The sequence below is a fragment of the Spirosoma aerophilum genome, assembly GCF_054782495.1.
Genome location: NZ_BAAGSJ010000004.1, coordinates 469,004 through 487,298 on the forward strand (window position 1 = coordinate 469,004; position 18,295 = coordinate 487,298).

At 51.4% G+C, this 18,295-nt stretch carries 15 protein-coding genes; 3 read left to right on the forward strand and 12 right to left on the reverse strand.

Features of this window, described 5'->3' with window-relative positions; genetic code table 11:
* Positions 1–38: 38 nt before the first annotated feature.
* From ACYVK4_RS03705 to ACYVK4_RS03720, 4 genes are all read right to left on the reverse strand, one after another.
* Positions 39–938 (reverse strand): ABC transporter ATP-binding protein, encoded by a 900-nt coding sequence (locus ACYVK4_RS03705; protein ID WP_461126138.1) that lies wholly within the window; start codon positions 936–938, stop codon positions 39–41.
* A 246-nt stretch (positions 939–1,184) separates the two neighbouring features.
* Positions 1,185–2,666, reverse strand: coding sequence for a M48 family metalloprotease (locus ACYVK4_RS03710; protein WP_461126139.1), 1,482 nt, complete (start codon positions 2,664–2,666; stop codon positions 1,185–1,187).
* A 239-nt stretch (positions 2,667–2,905) separates the two neighbouring features.
* Positions 2,906–6,061 (reverse strand): PQQ-dependent sugar dehydrogenase, encoded by a 3,156-nt coding sequence (locus tag ACYVK4_RS03715; RefSeq protein ID WP_461126140.1) that lies wholly within the window; start codon positions 6,059–6,061, stop codon positions 2,906–2,908.
* Positions 6,062–6,520: 459 nt separating this feature from the next.
* Positions 6,521–7,033, reverse strand: a complete 513-nt coding sequence (locus tag ACYVK4_RS03720) for a DUF2480 family protein (RefSeq protein WP_461126141.1) — start codon at positions 7,031–7,033, stop codon at positions 6,521–6,523.
* A 145-nt stretch (positions 7,034–7,178) separates the two neighbouring features.
* Between ACYVK4_RS03720 and dnaN the strand changes: the two genes are divergently transcribed.
* Positions 7,179–8,318 carry a DNA polymerase III subunit beta gene (gene dnaN / locus ACYVK4_RS03725; RefSeq protein ID WP_461126142.1) on the forward strand — a complete coding sequence of 380 codons (1,140 nt, stop codon included), beginning with the start codon at positions 7,179–7,181 and terminating at the stop codon, positions 8,316–8,318.
* A 117-nt stretch (positions 8,319–8,435) separates the two neighbouring features.
* Positions 8,436–9,659, forward strand: coding sequence for a TCR/Tet family MFS transporter (locus ACYVK4_RS03730; RefSeq protein WP_461126143.1), 1,224 nt, complete (start codon positions 8,436–8,438; stop codon positions 9,657–9,659).
* 21 nt (positions 9,660–9,680) lie between these two features.
* Here the strand turns inward: ACYVK4_RS03730 and ACYVK4_RS03735 are convergent, their stop codons facing one another.
* The 8 genes from ACYVK4_RS03735 to ACYVK4_RS03770 all read right to left on the reverse strand — a co-directional run bounded on the left by ACYVK4_RS03735 (position 9,681) and on the right by ACYVK4_RS03770 (position 17,653).
* Entirely contained in the window at positions 9,681–11,174 is a 1,494-nt protein-coding gene (locus tag ACYVK4_RS03735; RefSeq protein ID WP_461126144.1) for a serine hydrolase, read from the reverse strand.
* A gap of 146 nt (positions 11,175–11,320) precedes the next feature.
* On the reverse strand, positions 11,321–11,878 hold the full coding sequence (locus ACYVK4_RS03740) for a YceI family protein (protein WP_461126145.1): 558 nt from the start codon (positions 11,876–11,878) through the stop codon (positions 11,321–11,323).
* 4 nt (positions 11,879–11,882) lie between these two features.
* Entirely contained in the window at positions 11,883–12,566 is a 684-nt protein-coding gene (locus ACYVK4_RS03745; protein WP_461126146.1) for a hypothetical protein, read from the reverse strand.
* A gap of 58 nt (positions 12,567–12,624) precedes the next feature.
* A complete protein-coding gene (locus tag ACYVK4_RS03750) occupies positions 12,625–13,137 on the reverse strand; it encodes a QcrA and Rieske domain-containing protein (RefSeq protein WP_461126147.1) in 513 nt (170 codons plus the stop codon).
* 73 nt (positions 13,138–13,210) lie between these two features.
* Positions 13,211–14,857, reverse strand: coding sequence for a porin family protein (locus ACYVK4_RS03755; RefSeq protein WP_461126148.1), 1,647 nt, complete (start codon positions 14,855–14,857; stop codon positions 13,211–13,213).
* The gene (locus ACYVK4_RS03760) at positions 14,838–15,416 is read right to left on the reverse strand and encodes an RNA polymerase sigma factor (RefSeq protein ID WP_461126149.1); all 579 of its coding nucleotides are present in this window, start codon (positions 15,414–15,416) and stop codon (positions 14,838–14,840) included. The genes ACYVK4_RS03755 and ACYVK4_RS03760 overlap by 20 nt, the downstream gene beginning before the upstream one ends.
* 145 nt (positions 15,417–15,561) lie before the next feature.
* A complete protein-coding gene (locus tag ACYVK4_RS03765) occupies positions 15,562–16,404 on the reverse strand; it encodes a hypothetical protein (RefSeq protein WP_461126150.1) in 843 nt (280 codons plus the stop codon).
* 100 nt (positions 16,405–16,504) lie between these two features.
* Positions 16,505–17,653 (reverse strand): App1 family protein, encoded by a 1,149-nt coding sequence (locus tag ACYVK4_RS03770; RefSeq protein WP_461126151.1) that lies wholly within the window; start codon positions 17,651–17,653, stop codon positions 16,505–16,507.
* A 187-nt stretch (positions 17,654–17,840) separates the two neighbouring features.
* Here ACYVK4_RS03770 and ACYVK4_RS03775 point away from each other — a divergent pair, with 187 nt between their 5' ends.
* Positions 17,841–18,209: a RidA family protein gene (locus ACYVK4_RS03775; protein ID WP_461126152.1), complete on the forward strand. Its 369-nt coding sequence runs from the start codon at positions 17,841–17,843 to the stop codon at positions 18,207–18,209.
* The last annotated feature ends 86 nt before the right edge of the window (positions 18,210–18,295 follow it).

The following is an 18,295-nucleotide window of genomic DNA, read 5'->3' on the forward strand; positions in this document are numbered from 1 at the left end:
GTGTCGGGTTTGAGAACCCGACACCACGGAAAGGGCCTTTATACAGCAACCGCTTCCATTTTCTCCGTGATCTTGGCGAAGTACACATCTTCCAGGTCGGGCGTAACGGGGTCGAAACCGGCCAACGGCAAGTCGCTGTACGCATGGAGCCGCGTTTTGCCACCCTTGAGCTGGGTAGAGATAATGCGGTGATTCTGCCGGTACGTTTCGATCTCGGATTTTTCGACGGATGTCTGCCAGATTTTGCCATTGAGGTCACGGACCAGGTCGTTAGGATTTCCGGCGGCAACAACTTCGCCGAGGCAGATGATGGCCATGTCGGAGCATAGGTTCGTCACGTCTTCCACGATGTGCGTCGACAGAATCACGATGGTGTTCTCGCCAATTTCCGACAGCAGGTTATGAAAACGGTTTCGCTCGGCGGGGTCCAGCCCGGCGGTGGGTTCATCGACGATGATGAGCCGGGGATTACCGATCAGCGCCTGGGCAATGCCAAAACGCTGTTTCATACCCCCCGAAAAGGTGCCGAGGTTCTTTTTACGTACCTGATACAGATTTACCTTTTGGAGCAGGCCCTCAACAATGGCTTTACGCTCTCGGCCGTTGGCAATGCCTTTGAGCGTGGCAATATGGTCGAGCATGGTTTCGGCCGTTACCCGCGGGTATACGCCAAACTCCTGCGGCAGATAGCCTAATACACGGCGCACGGCATCTTTTTGAGTCAACACATTCAGGTCCTCACCCGTAACGCCGGTCAAGTGAACAGAACCGCTGTCGGCCTCCTGTAAGGTGGCGATGGTACGCATAAGGCTCGATTTTCCGGCCCCGTTGGGACCCAGCAAGCCAAACATCCCCTGCGAGATAGTCAGGTTGACGCCTTTCAACGCCCGTACACCATTGGAGTATGTCTTGGTCAGATCTTTAATTTCGAGTTGCATACGAAAAGGGGCTAACTTATTGGTTCAAAGGAATATTTGCCAAATAAGTTAAAAGCAACCAAAACCCAAAACCAAACAGTTGCAGACGGCTAGTATTTAGGCCAAAAGGAAACAAAAAAGCTTCACCCGTGAGTAAAGCTTTCTTTGTAGATATGCTGCTTGTACCTACAGGTTTTAACCCGTGAGTTCCGCCCATTTATAAGAGTAAGCTGGATTACGGGTTGAAACCCGTAGGAACGTATAGATTTATCGGCTGATTATTTTGACCAACGTGCCTTGTGTGACACGATCATCGGCTTTGAGACCATTCAGAACACCTGCCTCCTCTACCCGGCTGGCTGGCATACCCAAGGCCGTCATTACCTCCCGGAAGGAGCCATTGCGTGGGGCAGTTTTGACAAAAACGCGCTCTGGCTTCCGATTTAACTTGTCCGAATCGGTGAGGGACCGAAAGTTTCCCGCCACCTGCTTAAAAGTCCCGAAGGCATTATTAAAATCGGCTCCGCTCGACAGGCCGTGCAGTGCATAAACGGCGTTGTTATACTGGATTAGCCAGGTACCGATCTGAAGCGATGTTGCGGGATCCTGCTGTTGCTGTGGCTGGCCCTGCTGCTGTTGTTGCGGCTGCTGTCTCGAAATAAGTACGTAAGCCGGATTGCCATTGATAGTCGTTTTACTGTTCTCCAGCACATTCAGGCTCAACTCTTTCACCAGATTCTGGGCCGCTTCGTCCAGCGAATTCCCTTTCGCCAGCATCAGGATCATAGCCGATTTCCCGTCCTTGGCAGCCATCTGAAACTGGCTCGGCGAGTTCTGCGACTGCCAGCCGCTCGGTACCGGAAACTGGAACCGAAGTTCAGGGTGGTAAAACTGCCCATTTTCAACAAATCCCTGCTTCGGGTCTTCGCCATACATGATGCCATCAATGAGCCGTAAATAGCGGTCACGATCAACCTGATAATTCGCCGGATTTTTAGCCTGATACTCTTTTGCCAGCTGATGAACCCGCGTGTAGCGATTGCCGGGGTCGGGGTGGGTCGACATGAACTGTGGTACAGCCTGTCCCGAATTTTCCGAAATACGCTTGAGCGTTCCGAAGAAATCAGCCATCTGGTTAGCGTCGTAGCCGATCTTGCTGGAGTATTCAACGCCTAGCATGTCGGATTCCGACTCGTGATCACGGCTGTATTTGAGGGACAGAAGACCCAACCCCTGCTGGAGGGCTTCCATATTCTGACCAACAACCTGAGGAGCCAGAACAGCCCCTCCAATAAGGGCAATGGTGCTGAGCAGCTGGCTTTTCTGAGAACGGGCCGCATGTCGGGCGGTGATGTGGCCAATTTCGTGGCCAAGCACCCCGGCAAATTCAGCCTCGTTATTGAAGTGCGCCAGAATACCCCGCGTGAAATAGACGTAGCCACCGGGTACCGCAAAGGCATTAACAATAGGCGAATCGACGATATAGAATTGGTAAGGCAGGTCAGGCCGGTGCGAGACCCGGGCCATGGCTTTACCCTTCTCGTTCATAAACGCCTGAAGGTTCTTGTTTTCATATAGCCCCATCGTAGCAACAACTGATGGGTGTGATTCTTTCCCAAGAGCAATCTCCTGCTCCGTAGACATCAGGCTGATTTCACGCTTCCCCGTAACAGGATTACGGGCACAACCCGAAGCGATCAATAAGCCGATCAGCAGGCAAAAAGGATAAGAAGAAGAAAACGTACGCATTCGTAGTGAATTTTAGGTGAAAGTGTCCTACCCATTCAAATGGTAATACCACGCGAATTAATAGTATACTTCTTATAAACTACGAAGGATATATGATTTGTTTTAATGCGACTTTAATTCGTATTAAAACAAATCATATATCCTTCGCGACTTCTGCTTCCGTGAGCAGGAATCACATTGAGAAAAGGATCATCGGCCTTATGGCCCCGTATCCTCTTAATCTGCTTACTACTACACAATTACTTGAGCACCAGTCTGGCATTCTCACTAAAGACCAGTTTTCCGGAACCCGCATAAACGACCCCTTTTGTATTGGCATTATATCCTACCGGTACCGTCACACTATGGTTGATATAGACCACTTCCGTTGCGGTTGGAACGCGCTGGCAAGTCCAAACCGTGGGATCGTTCCAGTTACCTTGCTTTACGGTGGTAATTGTACAGACGGCGGCATTAACAACAACCCATACGAAAGCAGTCAGCCCTTTCGGATCGGCAGCTTGTATGCTGACCAAATGGCTGTTGGTCTGCGTGGGGGTGCCCGCCAGTACACGGGTGCTTGTATTGAAATTTAACCATGCCGGTAAGCCTGTTGCCGAGTACGTCAACGCTTTCCCTTCCGGATCGGTAAAAGCTGGAACCGTAAAGCTAAACACACGGCCTATTTCGGCAAACTGCCCCCCCACTATCGGCGGTATCGGCGGTAAATTAGGGCCCACTACAATAACCATCGAGACGCCTGCGGTTAAGCTTCCCGGATCGGCCACGCTGATGGTAACCGTATAACTACCGGCTACGGTTGGCGTACCGGTTAAAAGACGCGTGGTCGTATTATACGTTAACCAGCCCGGCAGAGTGGTCGTAAAGAGTAATGATTGCCCTTCAGGATCGGTAAAGGCCGGTATGGTATAGGCATAGAGCGCATTAATTTCGGCTGCGGGTGGTGCCACAACCGGCGCTACGGGGGCCAGATTGGGGGTTGCCGTTCCTTCGACCCCTGTGTTCCAGACGCTACCTAACCGGGTATATACCCGAAAATAATACTGTTTTAATGGGTTGAGATTGGTTACGGTTACCGAATTACCCTGACCCCGATACACGACTTTACCCGCTTCAAAAACAGTTCCTGTACCCGTGAAACTGGCATCAGCCGTATACGCTGTTCCGCTTGGTGATCCCTGAAAGCCACTCCCTTCTTTAGCCACCACCATAACCTCATCAAAGGTTATGTTAGGATTGATCCAGCTAACCTGTATCGAATTTAGCCTGGCAATGGCCTGTAGGTTGGTTACGGATACGTTCGCCGAACTACAATCGGGGTTCAGGGTGAGCGACTGAGTGGCGGTCAATCCTCCGTTGTCTGTTACCTTAACTACAATGATGTAATAAAACGTCTCGTTCGGGTCACAGCCCGCGGGCGTAATGGTAACCGTTGGGGTTTGCTCATACAGGATAGGCTCAGGATGCGTATGGCTATTGTGCCGCAAAGTTACCTGCCATTCGTATTGCATACCGACACCGTCGGTATCGGTAACGGCGGCTCTCAGCGTATACGGCGTTGCCTGATCCATGGGATACAACGTTCCAATGGCCGGACTAACGATCTGAACCGCCGGTGGCGTATTGTTGACCGAGATAACAACCTCTTTGCTATTCGTTAGCTGCCCATTATCAGTCACAACAAGGGTTACAGTATACGGCCGGGTATTTACAGCCGTAAAGGTCTTGACAGGACTGACACTGGTCGACGTAGTACCATCGCCAAACTTCCACAGATACGTTAACGCCAAACCCTCCGGATCGAAAGAATCGGAACCTGTAAACTGAACAGTGAGTGGCGACGGGCCATAATTGACACTGGCTGTGGCATTGGCTACCGGAGGCTGATTGCCCCCGTAACTTATTCGGGACACAACCCCGTCCAACCGGACATAGTAGAGCGAACCGTCGCGGGGGTTCACTTTTAGATCGAGTATGTTCGCGTCGAAACCAGCCGCTGCGAACTCCCGCACTTCATGAACCGCATGATCTCCCTCATCGTGCAGCACAATATTTTTGATCCAGCCATCCACGTAGTCGGCAAAAAACAGCGTATTCTGATACATTGCCGGAAACTGATTACCGGTATAGTAAGCGCCCCCTATTGCACAATCGCCCGAGAAGGGTATGCCAGCCGGTGCGCCAACTGTGCCAATTGTTCGCTGAATAGGCGTGGTTCCGTTAAAAGCCGGCACACGGGCAATGTCAGTACTATGGCTATAATCCATAGCCGGACGGGAGTGGGTGAAACGACGAAGAGTCGGGTCGGGATTATCAATAAATGAGGACGGCTGAACACACAGACTTTCAAACGTTGGCTGGCCGGGCTCATCCAGGTTAGAGACATTCAGACCATAATAGATATACGTAGGCTGCAGACCCTCATAAAGCGGCCAGCCACAGTTTAAACCCGCTTTATCGATGATGTGAAGATCTTCCCATTTAAACCAGCCCACATCGCCAACAAGCAATGTGCCCGGATTGCCATCGCCGGGGTTTTTACTTCCTGTGTTTGGCTGAATAGACACCCGGTAGGGATTACGCAAGCCTAAGGCCCACACCCGCGATTTGGGCGCCCGTGGATTAGACGGGTCATAAAACGGATTGCTCGACAGACCATTTCCGGTGTTGGGATCAAGGCGTAATACTTTGCCGCACAAGGAGTTGACCATCTGCGACCGCAAGGCACCCACATTCTCTTCAGGCCTCATGATACCCAAATTTAATGCCGTCTGGAAGTTGGTCCGGCTATCGCTGCCGACATCAATCCCCTCATGATGAGCCCCATCTCCGGTTGTGACAAGCAGTGAACCGTCGTTTGCGAACAGAATTGTTCCGCCGGCATGCGACTCAAAGGTGATCGGAACGCCAGTCGTTTTACTCTCGCCCAACAAAACAGTACGGCTCGAATAATCGGTCTGATAGGTGGTCCCCACCTTATTTAGTTTGTAGCGCGTTACCCGGCTAACCGTCGCATTTCTGTATTCGTTGGTTGTGCTGCTGTACTGCGACGTGCCAAAATACAGCAGATGATGGAGGTCAACGACGTAGAAGAGATAGATAAATCCATTCGTCTCAAAATTCGGGTCCAGACACATACTATGCAGTCCGAAATCATTCCACTCCCCTACTTCCTCCCGAATATCAAGCGTTGCCGTTGCCTGTCGGTTATACGACGACCCATTCCATACTGACGACCAGACACGGCCGCTTTTCTCCCAGACAAAGAACGAATTCCCGTCTTTAGCAAAAACCATACCCACCGAACCGACGTACCCACTTTGGCTAACACTCTTCGAAAAACCGGAGGGTAGTTGCTGAGCCAGCAGACCATTGATCGTAGATAGGATTGCCAATAGGCCGATAAAACAAAGAAAAGGCTTAGGACACCTTATGAATCGGAATTTACTGAATAAGAGCAACATACCAGCTGAGTAAAAAAAATGCGAGGATAGGTTAATGCTAAAGAAGCAATTTTTGTATAGCAAAAATTGCACCAAATAGTGAATTATGTATACTTAATATATAGAGTTACAATTATAAATACAAAGCGATCTTCCGGCTGATTTCAGCCATTGATCAGGACTGGCTGATTCGTCTATAAGTCTTGATGGAACAGGTTATTCTCAGCAAATCAGGTCTTATAAGCCTGTGAGATCGGGTAAAAGAGCGTTCGTCAGCCGAAAAGGTCTGGCTCGACAGCCACAACCCCGGGCCATATAACCGCCATAGTCCATGCGCTGCAGCTACACCTGAGCACAAAAAAACGGTCTGTGTTCGCACACAGACCGGAAGAAATAATAATGTAAAGCAATCTATATTTTCGGCCGCTTATACAGCGGTACTGTGCTGCATGGCTCACCGAAGAGCAGGCTTTGGACAACGGGGCGAAGCACCCGTGTGATCTCGACATAAGCCGACGTGGGTACCGGTACTTTAGAGCATCCTTTTATCACGACGCGCGCATCCCGATAATCTTCAGGATTGATGTTGGCAATAGCGTCGTAATACAGTTTCTCTTCCAGATCGGCCAGATTCCCGAATACAATGGTATTGGCAAATGGCTGCAGCTGTAGGGTCAGCAGCATATAAGCCCAGGTCGGTACAATGGCATCCTCGGTACAGGTAATGGCCACGTTTTTACCCGCATACTGGCTCCAGTCGTGCTCTTTCAGGAAAGCCCGAAAGTCTTTCTCTTTCAGGATCAACCCCATGTACAGATTGTCTTTCAAGTCGTAAACAACCCGTTCGCCAGGGTGATAATATTCCTCCAGATCAAGCGTAACCAGACCGCTGCTGGCAACGCGATTAACAATTTCAGCTTCCATAGTTCTACCGATAATACCCATTAAACAGCCGTTCACCGCAACCCGTTCCTTGCTTTCTACCGTTTGAAAATAACCACCTTAGGACTCGGTTATTTTTGCTACTTTTGTTCTCATATACGTAAAAAAGGCCTTAGACATTTCTCACATGAAATTTATAGTTTCCTCGTCTGTCCTGCTAAAAAACCTGCAGAATATCAACGGCGTCGTGGCAACGAATCCGATTGTCCCCATCCTTGAAAACTTCCTGTTCCGCATCGACGTTGGCGATGGTCTGACGGGGGGGACCCTCACCGTAACGGCGTCGGATTTGCAAACGACCATGACGACGCAGATTCCGGTCGAAGCCAGCGAGAGTGGCTCCATTGCCATTCCAGCCAAATTATTGCTGGATACCCTCCGCAGCCTGCCCGAGCAGCCCGTTACCGTAAACATCGATACCGATACCTTCGGCACCGAAATCCTGACCGACAACGGCCGTTACAAACTCTCCGGCGAAAACCCGATCGACTTCCCGAAACTGCCAACGGTGAACAAAAACATGTCGGTCGATATGACGTCAGATGTGTTGCTGAGCGCCATTAACAATACGGTATTCGCGACCAGCACCGACGATCTTCGTCCAGCTATGACGGGTGTGTTGCTGCAACTGAACGACGACAGTGCAACGTTCGTAGCCACCGACGGCCATCGGCTCATCCGGTACCGCCGGACCGACCTGAACGCGTCGGCCAGCACGTCGATCATTATTCCACGCAAGGCCCTGCAACTGCTGAAAGCGTCGCTGCCCGAAAACGTGCCGGTTACCGCCGAGTTCAGCCAGGCCAACGCGTCGTTCAGCTTCGGCCCCACGCAGCTGATCTGCCGCCTGATCGATGAGCGCTTCCCGGACTACGAAAACGCCATTCCAACCAACAATCCGAATGTGATGACCATTGGCCGGACCGACCTGCTCAACTCGTTGAAGCGGATCATGATCTACGCCAACCGCACTACCCACCAGATTCGGTTGTCGCTCAAAGCCAACTCGCTGACCATCTCCGCCGAAGATCTTGACTACTCTAACGAAGCCAACGAGAAGCTCCTCTGCGACTATGACGGCGACGCGATGGAGATCGGGTTTAATGCCAAGCTAATGGCCGAAGTGCTGAGCAACCTGAGTGCCAAAATGATCTCCCTCGAAATGTCGGCACCGAACCGCGCCGGCCTGCTCATCCCGGCCGACAAGGAAGAAAACGAAGACATCCTGATGCTGGTAATGCCCGTCATGTTAAATACGTACGCTTAGTTCTTCTTGAAGGAGCGAGGAGCGGGGAGTGAGGAGTGAGGAGTTGCTGACGCATGCAAGAAGACGCGTCAGCAACTCCTTACTCCTCACTCCCCGCTCCTCACTCCTAACACGTCTATGTCCTCCAAACGTACGGCTCCTGCCTTAGTTTTTATTTTCATCACGCTCCTGATTGATGTTACGGGTCTGGGAATCATCATTCCGGTTTTCCCCAAACTGATTGAACAGCTTATTCACGGCAACATTAGTCAGGCGGCAAGCTGGGGCGGCTGGCTATCGTTTTCTTATGCCGCCATGCAGTTTCTTTTTTCGCCCATTCTGGGCGGCTTGAGCGACCGGTTTGGGCGTCGGCCGGTGCTGTTGTTCTCGCTGTTTGGCTTTGGACTCGATTACATTCTTCAGGGCTTTGCGCCCACCATCGAATGGCTCTTTGTCGGGCGATTGCTGGCGGGCGTAACAGGAGCCAGTTTCACAACGGCAACGGCTTATATTGCGGATATCAGCACTCCCGAAAAACGGGCGCAGAATTTTGGCCTGATTGGAGCCGCTTTTGGCGTTGGCTTCATCCTTGGTCCGGCTGCGGGTGGCTTTTTGGGTCAATACGGCCCAAGGGTGCCGTTCTTCGTGGCTGCCGGCCTGACCATGGTCAACTTCCTCTACGGCCTGTTCATCCTCCCTGAATCACTCGCGCCCGAAAACAGAAGGCCATTCAATTGGCGACGGGCCAATCCCATCGGCTCACTCATGCGGCTGGGCAAATATCCCGTTATTCTGGGTCTGGTGGCCTCGCTGGTGCTGGTGTATATTGCCGGTTTTGCCGTGCAGGGCACCTGGACGTTCTATTCGATGGAGAAATTCAAGTGGGACGAAAAAACCGTTGGCCTCTCTCTGGCGGCCATTGGACTCTCCTTTGCCATTGTTCAGGGCGGACTAAGTCGGATCATCATTCCGAAGCTGGGGCCACAGCGTTCGGTTTACGTTGGCCTTACATTCAGCGCCATTGGTTTTTTACTCTTTGCCATTGCTACCCAAAGCTGGATGATGTTTGCCTTTATGATGGTATATGCCATGGGCGGTATTGCCGGGCCTTCCATTCAGGGCATTATCTCCAATCAGGTACCTGCCAATGAACAGGGCGAATTGCAGGGTGCCTTAACCAGCCTGACCAGCACGACATCCATTTTCGGGCCGCTCATCATGACGAATCTATTTTCGTTTTTTACCTCGCCAACCGCACCGGTTTACCTGCCGGGTGCCCCTTTTTACCTGGCTTCGGTACTGGTCATTATTAGCGCGGTTTTATCCCGGCGTGGGCTGAACCGCAGCCTGGCTGCCAGTTAATTTCACGGCATTCTGCACGCATCACTCCTTCCTGAATTCCATACCGCTAAAAACCAGCGACTCGATTTTACCTGAACCATTCAGGTTGAAGCGGGCTCTGGCGTTTCCATTCCAGGCTTTTTGATAGGGCCCGTAAAAGACATCGTATTGCCAGTGTGGCAAAGTGGCCATCAACGCATTGTCATTAATAGCAAAGGCTAACCGATTGCCCACCACGCTAACGTCAGCCTTCCCGTACAGAGGGCTGCTGTAGGTTCCGGCATACTGGTTCAGCGGCAGGGTCGGCGACGTATTTGGCACCCGGTTGGCTTCTGCTGTCGCTCTGGCTTTCCGATCATTTTCCTGTATGGTTGAGTAAAGCGTCTTGAATTCGGCGCTCCAGTCGCGGGTGCCGCCCAGCGCAAACCAGTCGAACGCTTTATACATGAGCGCGTGGCGAACTTCAGCGTGGTCGTAATTGCCGAAGATAAAAACGCCCAGTTTTTCGTCCGGCAGCTGCCCCGTTATGGCCGTCAGGCCGGAGAGGCTACCCGTATGAAAATTCACTTTCCGGCCCTTGTAGTCGTGCTGATACCAGCCCAGTCCATACGTTCGCCAGTTGGGCTTCAGCAGTTGCATAGTCGGGTATTCGTCTTCCGGAAAAAAGGTTTGCGGGGTAAAAATTTCGGCCCAGGTTTGGGGCTTCAGTAACCGGCCACCACTGTATTTACTGCTGTCGAGCATGCAGATGACCCATTTGCTGATATCATCGGCCGATGACCAGACCGCCCCTGCCGAACCCACTTCACTGTCGGCCCCGTATTCAATCACGTTGATGGTATCGTTGATGGCAAAGTGCGGCTTTGTGAGATTGTTATCCGTAATGTAACCCCGTTTAGGAGCGGTGCGGGTCATACCCAATGGCAAGAAAATACGCTCTTTGATGGCTTCGGCCCAGGTTTTCCCTTCGATCCGTTCGATAATGCGGCCAGCGGCTGAGTAGAACGTATTCTGGTAGACAAACCCAGCCCGGAACGGGTAACTGGGCTTCACCATTTCCATCCGCCGAAACATCTCATTGACCGGAATAGTCATAGCCCCGGTCATAAAATCAGTACCGCCCACACCCGTGTCATGAATGAGCAAATCCCGGATACGGAGCGATTTCGTTACGTAGGGATCGTAGAGTTTAAGCTCGGGCAAGTATTTCGAAACGGGGTCATCCCACGCGATCTTGCCTTCGTCGACCAGTATACCCATCAGCGCCACGGTCATGGCTTTTGTGGTCGACGCGCAGGCGAATAGGGTTTGCGTATTGACGCGCCCGGGCTTACCCAGCTCACGCACGCCATAGCCTTTTTTGAAAATGACCTTGTTGTCTTTAACGACCGTGATGGACAGGCCCGGCACCTGCCAGTCTTTCCGGGCAGCTTCTACATACGCATCGAATGCCTGAATCTGCTGGGGCGAAATCGGCTTTTGCGCCAGAGCCGTAAACGTAGTACCGGCCAAAAACAGTAAAAACAGGTTCCTCATGGGATTCAGCATTTTAGTCAATCGACATGCGCCCTTCTATCCAAAGGTTCATAAAAAAGAGCGCATTCTGTCTGGATGACAAAAATGCGCTCTTTTTGGCTCAATAACGAGAGACGACAACCTCAGGCGTCTTCTCCGTAGTCTATTCACAAAGCAAATACAACATTGAACTTAAGCATCATGGCATCTTCGGTTTTTAAACCCATCAGCGAAGGCCGCTCAATGTTATGGTCGCTCATATTCACGGGAAATTCACCCGTCAGCGTCATTTTGCCACCGGCATCTTTCCGTGTTGCCTGTAACGTAGCGGGTTTAGCTATCCCATGAAACGTTAATGTACCTTTGGCAACGAGTGCTCCATTCTCTCCCGGTTTTATATCAGAACTTACGAATGTAACATTCGGAAATTTCAGACCGTCGAGTACTTCAATGGCGTGCGAATCGCGATTGTTATTATCGCTATCGAACGAGGTCACTTTTAAGGAAACGGCTACCGTTTCGGGCTGCTTCGTTTCGTCGTTGTAGATAACGGCGCAGTTGACGTCGTGGCTCACCCCATCCCATTTATGCAGCGGGTGCTTGGCCGAATACGTCACCGTCGACAGCGCTTTATCGGCAACCAGTTTCCGCTTGGCCATTGGGCTGACAAAAGCACACAGGAGCCCGATAGCCAACCAGCAGCTATACTTGATCATGTTGTTCATGTTCTTAAAAAGTTAAGGAAAGAATCGAAGCTGCGTAAGCGCCAAAAGTGGTATAGGCTGCCGCCCGGTGATAGGGTTTGAGCGACGAGTTATTCTCAATCATCTGGGCCAGTACATTGGTCGCGATCATGCCCGTGAGGTGAACGATGGCCAGGTATTTATGCAGTTTGATCGACGTAAAACCCTTCCGGGCACCCACCACCGGCGGGGGTGCCGTTAGCGATAGTAGCAACGTTGTTCCGTAGGTAACGTTGATAAACGTAGCTGAGCGTTCATGCCATTTTTTGGTATCGACATAATCCTGCCCTTTGGCATTGTACAGTTTAGCGCCTAGTATGCCCTGCGTAATAAAGCCCGCCAGTGTAATAAAACCGCCAATCTGATGAGAAATCAGCATCGTCCGCCGAATTTTCAACTCATGCGCACGGCCTTCGGGTGTTAGCGGAGCCATGTTCATTGACCGCAACAGACCTTTGGGGCCCCAGAACGCCCGCTGGGTGAATATCATTTTGTGGGGCAGCAGCTCGGCTGATGATTGCGTCGAGTCGCTCAGACCCGCCAGCAAATCATCGGCCGATGCATCCGTTGCGGGCGCTACTGTCGTATCCCGCCGGACGGCGGTTGAATCCTGTGCCTGAAGGGTACCTGCCCCAATCCACATCAGCAGGGCAAAACAAACATATCTCATTCGATACGATTTATCAGTTGTTTAATATTGAGTAAACCCGCCGGCCTGACCCGGACGATTAGGCCGTAACCGTTAGGGTGTTCCCGTCGCTGCTCAGGGCCGTTTTGTACAGCGTAAGCGCGCGAACAGCCGGTCCAACCTTTACGGCACCCGTTGCACTAAATTCGGAGCCATGATTGGGACAGAAAAAATCATTCTGTGCCGAGCGATACTGCACATCCGTCCCTTCGTGCGTACAGGTTTTAGAAAGAGCCACAAACGCACCAGCGGTTGTTTTTGCCACAATCAAACTCCCAACCAGCACATACTGCCCAGCTGTTTTGAGTTTACTAAAATTGGTATCCGACAGGTTTATCGTGAAATTGATAGCCCCTTTCGATACATCCGCATTACCGGTTAAACCGGTGCTGGGCGCTGGAGTTGGCGTTGGTGTCGGGTCATCGCTGCCTTTCGAGCAGGAGGTCAGCGTGGTTCCCATGCAGTAAAACGCCATCAGGGCGGCACTGCTCATACCCAGACTGCGAATAAATTCGCCACGTTTCATCTGGTCGGTTGATGGATTGCTTTTCATAGGTTGTTTTTCTGGCTTATTCATGTAGTTACACTGATTTTAAGGCGAGTCGGGAACAAGTAAATTTTAGTTGTTACAGTTTGTATCGTAATGAGAAAAAAGTGCCGGTACTCAGTAAGTTGATTTTAAAGAAGCCTACGCCTTTCAGGGGCATTTTCATAAAGGGCTCTACCTGCCAGGACAACCGTTTCGTTAAGGCCCGCTCATAGCCTACGGATAGATTTAACTGACTAAAACCATAACCACCGGTCTTGGTACTCCAGGCCGGAACCGCATTATGTACATAGCCAGTGTAATTGTATACGTAGTCCTCCTGCTTAATGTAATAGCTCGTTACGCCACTATTGATGAACCATCGACTGGGCGACAGACCCGAGTTCCTTGGCCGCAACACGAAGTCGTAACGCAGATTGATGGGAATATCGAACATATTACATCGGGCATCGATACTGCCCACTTTGGAACCCACCATATCAACGTACGAACCAGAGGGAGCCTTATAATCCGAGGGGTATGCCTCATACACTTTCGTGCTCTGTATAACCCCCGCCTGCAGGCTCCAGCGTGAAGCGATTCTGTACTCCAGCAACACGCCCACATTCGTACCGGGACGGGAGAAATTCCTCAACCCCACCGAACTCAAATCGGGCGATATCGCAAACCGGATACTCATACCCCGTTCTACGGGGGGTGTTGGCTTCACGCGTTGCGAAATCGTATCGGGCTGAACAACCAGCTCGCGCCCCTTAAACGGCAATGCGTTTGGCCAGCGTGCAGGTCGGATCGCCAGTTCGTTGATGGTCAGTGGCGATACCGCTTCTGTTTTGGCGAGGTCTGTCTGTGTCATTGACTCAACCGAATTTGTCGTGCTATTCTGACTCACCCCGGCCGTTTTGTTAATTGGCTGTTGCCTGGACGACGCGCGTAAAGGCGCTCCATCATTCATTGCCACCAATGCTTCGAGAGTAGCCATACGAGTCGCTTTCCTTCGTTTGTTACGGACAAAACGATCCGTGGTTGGCTGGCCTGCTGGTGTGGTAAGCTTCCGGCCCGTTGCGCTGCCTGACCCGGAACGTTCCGGTGCCAGGGTTCGGTTGCGGGCACTGGTGAGCCCGGCAACGTCTGATGGGTCAGTTTTTAATGGATACGTCTTCACAGCCCCATTTGTTGCACGAGTTACCTCCGTCGTGTTCCGCTCACCGGCTTCACGACTGGCATGGGGTCGATTGTTAACTCCGGGGTCAATGTCCGGCGTATGACGAGCAACTCCGTCAGCGGGTTTTTCCAGTACAGCTGATCGATCATCCTTCTCTATCGGCTGTGCTGAAACGTCGGTATTCGCGCTTAGTGCAGGAGCCGTATCTGTCGAGCGTGTTTCCGTAGAACGGGAACGGGCTGACGCTGCCTGTCTTTCAGGAAGCGTTTTTGCCGCTCGTAAATCGATTGGAAATGTAATGGCCAGTACGGACGTAGAATCACGTCCCCCCATAACATGGCGATACGTATACACACTGCCAAACATCATCAGGACTAGTACACCGATAGGTAATCCCCATCGAAGAATGTTTTTCCACAGTGGTGTTCCTGCTGGTGTTGGGCCATCTTTTGCGTCGAGCCGGGCCTTCATGTCCTGCCAGGCCGCCGGATCGAATGGAGGATCAAACTCTTCAGCCGACTTTCTGAAGAGCCCGTCCAATTGGTCATCGGTTAGCTCTGACATACTCATCGTTGTTTAAGCGCTTCAGTAACGTGCGCAGGTTCTCCCGTGCCCGGGCCAGGTTCGACTTCGACGCACCCACTGAAATGCCAAGTTGCCCGGCAATTTCCTCGTGCGTGAATCCATCCATAACATATAAATTAAATACTAGTCGATAAGCGGGTGACAGCCGCTGAATCAAACTCAACAGATCTTCGTGTGCCAGCTTTTCAAAGGCATCAGCAGACTCCGAAGCAACGGTCTGTTCAATCTGTTCAACATCTTCATGGTGATGGTGGCGTACCTCCTGTCGGTAGTGATCAATGGCCGCATTGATTAAAATGCGCCGAAGCCATCCTTTAAATGGCTGTGCTGGATCGTACTGATCCAATCGTGTAAAGACCTTCAAAAAGCCGTCGTTGAGTACTTCCAACGCCCCCTCGCGGGTAGGTGCATACCGTAAACAGACACTCATGGCATACCCATAGAACTGCCGATAGAGCAGTTCCTGGCTTCTCCGCTGATTGCGTAAGCAGCCAGCCAGCAGGTCGGTTAGGGCAGGTATGTTAGGTGCGTTGGACAAAATAACCTCTTCTATTAAGTTTGGCTTCCGGCTTACAGTTTGCTGTAAGCCGGTCACTTGCTTATACGCAGTTGGGTATCCTTAAACGGGCTGCTGACCGGTAAACGTAAAACAGGCCGCAGACTGTTAATTTACTTACAACCTGTTAATTGGGGGCTACTGGCGATGTGGCATTAACCACGGGCCAAATACCTGGCCGGGGTACGCTCACGCCCAATGTTTTTCCCCGGATACCCTGGTCGGGGCCGAAATAGTACAGAGGCCACCCTTTGTATGTTAGTTGTGTTTTACCAACCGCGGTGATGGTTCTGAAATCGGTTACCTCCAGGGCCGATGGAATGGCACCGATGGTAGACGGCGTCTCATATATTGGCCAGGTTGGGTTGTTACTCAAGTCCGCTTTCGTGTATTTATTGACGTTGTTTTTGTCGAACGCATATGCATATAAGGTACGTCCTACACTATCGACTAAAAAGAGCGAATTTCCTGTACCCTCTTTGGTATCAAATGTATAGTTTTTTCCGTCATTACCAACCAGTTGTCGGGATGCCAGCATCACGCTATAATTTGTCCTGGCAACCATCCAGACACCCCCTACCTTGTCGCCGGTAATGTCCCCGGCTTTGGCGTCATTTTTGAAATAATAGAGTGGCCACCCTTTAAAGGTCGTTTGTTTACTACCATCGGCGCGGGTGATCGTGGCAAAATCCGTTGCTTTCAAACCCGTACCGAGCGTTGGAGTCTCTTTGTAGAAAATGGGCCAGTTATCCTTGCAGGTACCCGCACAGGTACCATCTCCGGCAACATCTCCGGCAAAGAAATAAAGCGTCTTGCCGCCCTCACCTGTCATGACGTTCCCGAGTGACGAAGGTTTGATGGCAACATCGGGCGATGGCAGCGATGGATTTTCCTCACTACAGCCAAATAAAGTTACCAGCAACAGTAGCGTTGCCATCAGGGAGCGATTGACGTAAACAATTCGTTTCATACTTTCAACTGTGTTAGAGAGTGAATAAAGAACAGTTGAACCGGTTCATTCGTCAATACGGGCGGTTTTGAAAACAGGTTGCGTAGTCCGGCAAAAAAAGTCAACTTTCTTTATCAGCACGTCGGTCGGCGCGGATTTCGGGTATGGTATCCGGGTCGATCAGGCCGAGGGACGCAGCATGCTCGGCAGCCGCAACGGTATCCGCGACCAGCAGCATAGGCACGTTGTAGGCCTCCGTCGTTCGAATGAGTTCGCGAACGGCTTCGTCGCGTTGATCGGGTGTCACATCGCGGATATACACCGCCCGAATCCGGCCGGGATTCTCCCGTACCACCTGCGAGTAGATTTCGGGGTCCTGCTGGCCACTGTCGCCAATGAGCACGAAGGGCAGCTGCGGATTAACGTCCATCACTTTCCGAATCATCGACAGCTTGTGCGTATGATGCCCCTGCGACGATAACAATTTGGCACCCAGATCCAGCTCCCGCAGCAGAATGGGTCCTTTGGGAATACCCTGAATACGGAAAAAGTCGACCAGCAGATCGTACAGATTCCAGGGGCTGCTCGACACAAAATAAATCGGGTTGAACAGAGTCGTGACCGGGCCGCTCTGCAAAGCCCGATAAAAAGCGGCTATACCGGCAAACGGCAATCGCGTATAGGCATTTCCGAGAAAGGTGAGTTTGGCGGTCTGGAGCAGATTGGTAGCATCTGTCACCAGAACCGTATCGTCGATATCCGAAATAACGCCAAACTGGCTATAGGGGGGCGAGATCATCAGATGACCCTCTTTCTCTACCGGGTCATGGCCTTCGTTCAGTTCCGTTGCGGGTTGCTCAACGCCATCCAGCGAGTAACGCACCGGAAACCACGCCCGGCCAGGCGGTAGATCATTCGGTGGGTTGATCGTCACCTCAAAAAAACCATCTTCATCCGTTACAGCGGTGTGTGTTTGCCCAAAAGCCTCTATCCGTACCGTTACATTGGATACCTCCCGACTGCCAAAGCGCTGATAGGTGGCCAGCAGATTTTGCCAGAATGTGTCCCGGTCGCTGGGAGTACTTAAATCGTGCTGCCGTAACACGCGCCCCGACACCCAGACCGCTGTTGGACTGCCAAAGCCACGGTAGTAAATAATTCGGTACGGTTTGCGGGCATCGAGCCGTCCGAAAAGCCGACTCTTAAGCCGGTCAAACTGGGTTTCTGCATCAGCAGATGCGTTTTCTAATAATTCGTTCCAAAAAGCCATAAGCGGTGTTCCATTGTGTTTTACAGTACCAAAAATCGTTTTTCGTGAAGATGCCAGCCTGATTTTCGGCCATCCGGGGGTTTAGTGATAACTTGCAGGCAATTTACTGGTCAGCCAACAGTCAGCCGAGGTCTATCTTCCCATAAATGCCTAACAGACGACTAGTGGCTACTCTTCATTAAAAACCATGAGCAAACAAATTGTTTATACCGACGACGCTCCGGCTCCCATCGGTCCATATAGTCAGGCCGTTAAGCGTAACGGAACCTTATTCGTGTCGGGCCAGATAGCGTTCGACCTGTCGACCCAGGGCGACATTCAGGCCGAGACGCAGAAGGTGATGGAAAACATCGGCGCGATTCTGAAAGCCGCCGGTATGGATTACCCGAATGTGGTTAAAAGCAGCATTTTCGTGAAAGACATGAATAACTTCGCGGCCATCAACGAGGTATATGGCCGGTTCTTCACCGAAAATCCGCCCGCCCGCGAAACCGTAGAAGTCGCCCGCCTGCCTAAAGATGTTAACGTTGAAATTTCAGTTATAGCAGTTCAATAAAGGAGGAAGGGGAGGAGAGGGAGGATGGAAGAAAGGGAATAAGAAAGAATAAAAACGCAGTTTCCTTTCCTCCATCCTCCCTCTCC

Bases quoted from the DNA above. Each gene is read 5' to 3' on its own strand.
- ACYVK4_RS03755 (WP_461126148.1), bottom strand. From the start codon at position 14,857: ATGTCAGAGCTAACCGATGACCAATTGGACGGGCTCTTCAGAAAGTCG.
- ACYVK4_RS03740 (WP_461126145.1), bottom strand. From the start codon at position 11,878: ATGAACAACATGATCAAGTATAGCTGCTGGTTGGCTATCGGGCTCCTG.
- ACYVK4_RS03735 (WP_461126144.1), bottom strand. From the start codon at position 11,174: ATGAGGAACCTGTTTTTACTGTTTTTGGCCGGTACTACGTTTACGGCT.
- ACYVK4_RS03705 (WP_461126138.1), bottom strand. From the start codon at position 938: ATGCAACTCGAAATTAAAGATCTGACCAAGACATACTCCAATGGTGTA.
- ACYVK4_RS03765 (WP_461126150.1), bottom strand. From the start codon at position 16,404: ATGAAACGAATTGTTTACGTCAATCGCTCCCTGATGGCAACGCTACTG.
- dnaN (WP_461126142.1), top strand. From the start codon at position 7,179: ATGAAATTTATAGTTTCCTCGTCTGTCCTGCTAAAAAACCTGCAGAAT.
- ACYVK4_RS03710 (WP_461126139.1), bottom strand. From the start codon at position 2,666: ATGCGTACGTTTTCTTCTTCTTATCCTTTTTGCCTGCTGATCGGCTTA.
- ACYVK4_RS03770 (WP_461126151.1), bottom strand. From the start codon at position 17,653: ATGGCTTTTTGGAACGAATTATTAGAAAACGCATCTGCTGATGCAGAA.
- ACYVK4_RS03745 (WP_461126146.1), bottom strand. From the start codon at position 12,566: ATGAGATATGTTTGTTTTGCCCTGCTGATGTGGATTGGGGCAGGTACC.
- ACYVK4_RS03720 (WP_461126141.1), bottom strand. From the start codon at position 7,033: ATGGAAGCTGAAATTGTTAATCGCGTTGCCAGCAGCGGTCTGGTTACG.
- ACYVK4_RS03730 (WP_461126143.1), top strand. From the start codon at position 8,436: ATGTCCTCCAAACGTACGGCTCCTGCCTTAGTTTTTATTTTCATCACG.
- ACYVK4_RS03775 (WP_461126152.1), top strand. From the start codon at position 17,841: ATGAGCAAACAAATTGTTTATACCGACGACGCTCCGGCTCCCATCGGT.
- ACYVK4_RS03750 (WP_461126147.1), bottom strand. From the start codon at position 13,137: ATGAAAAGCAATCCATCAACCGACCAGATGAAACGTGGCGAATTTATT.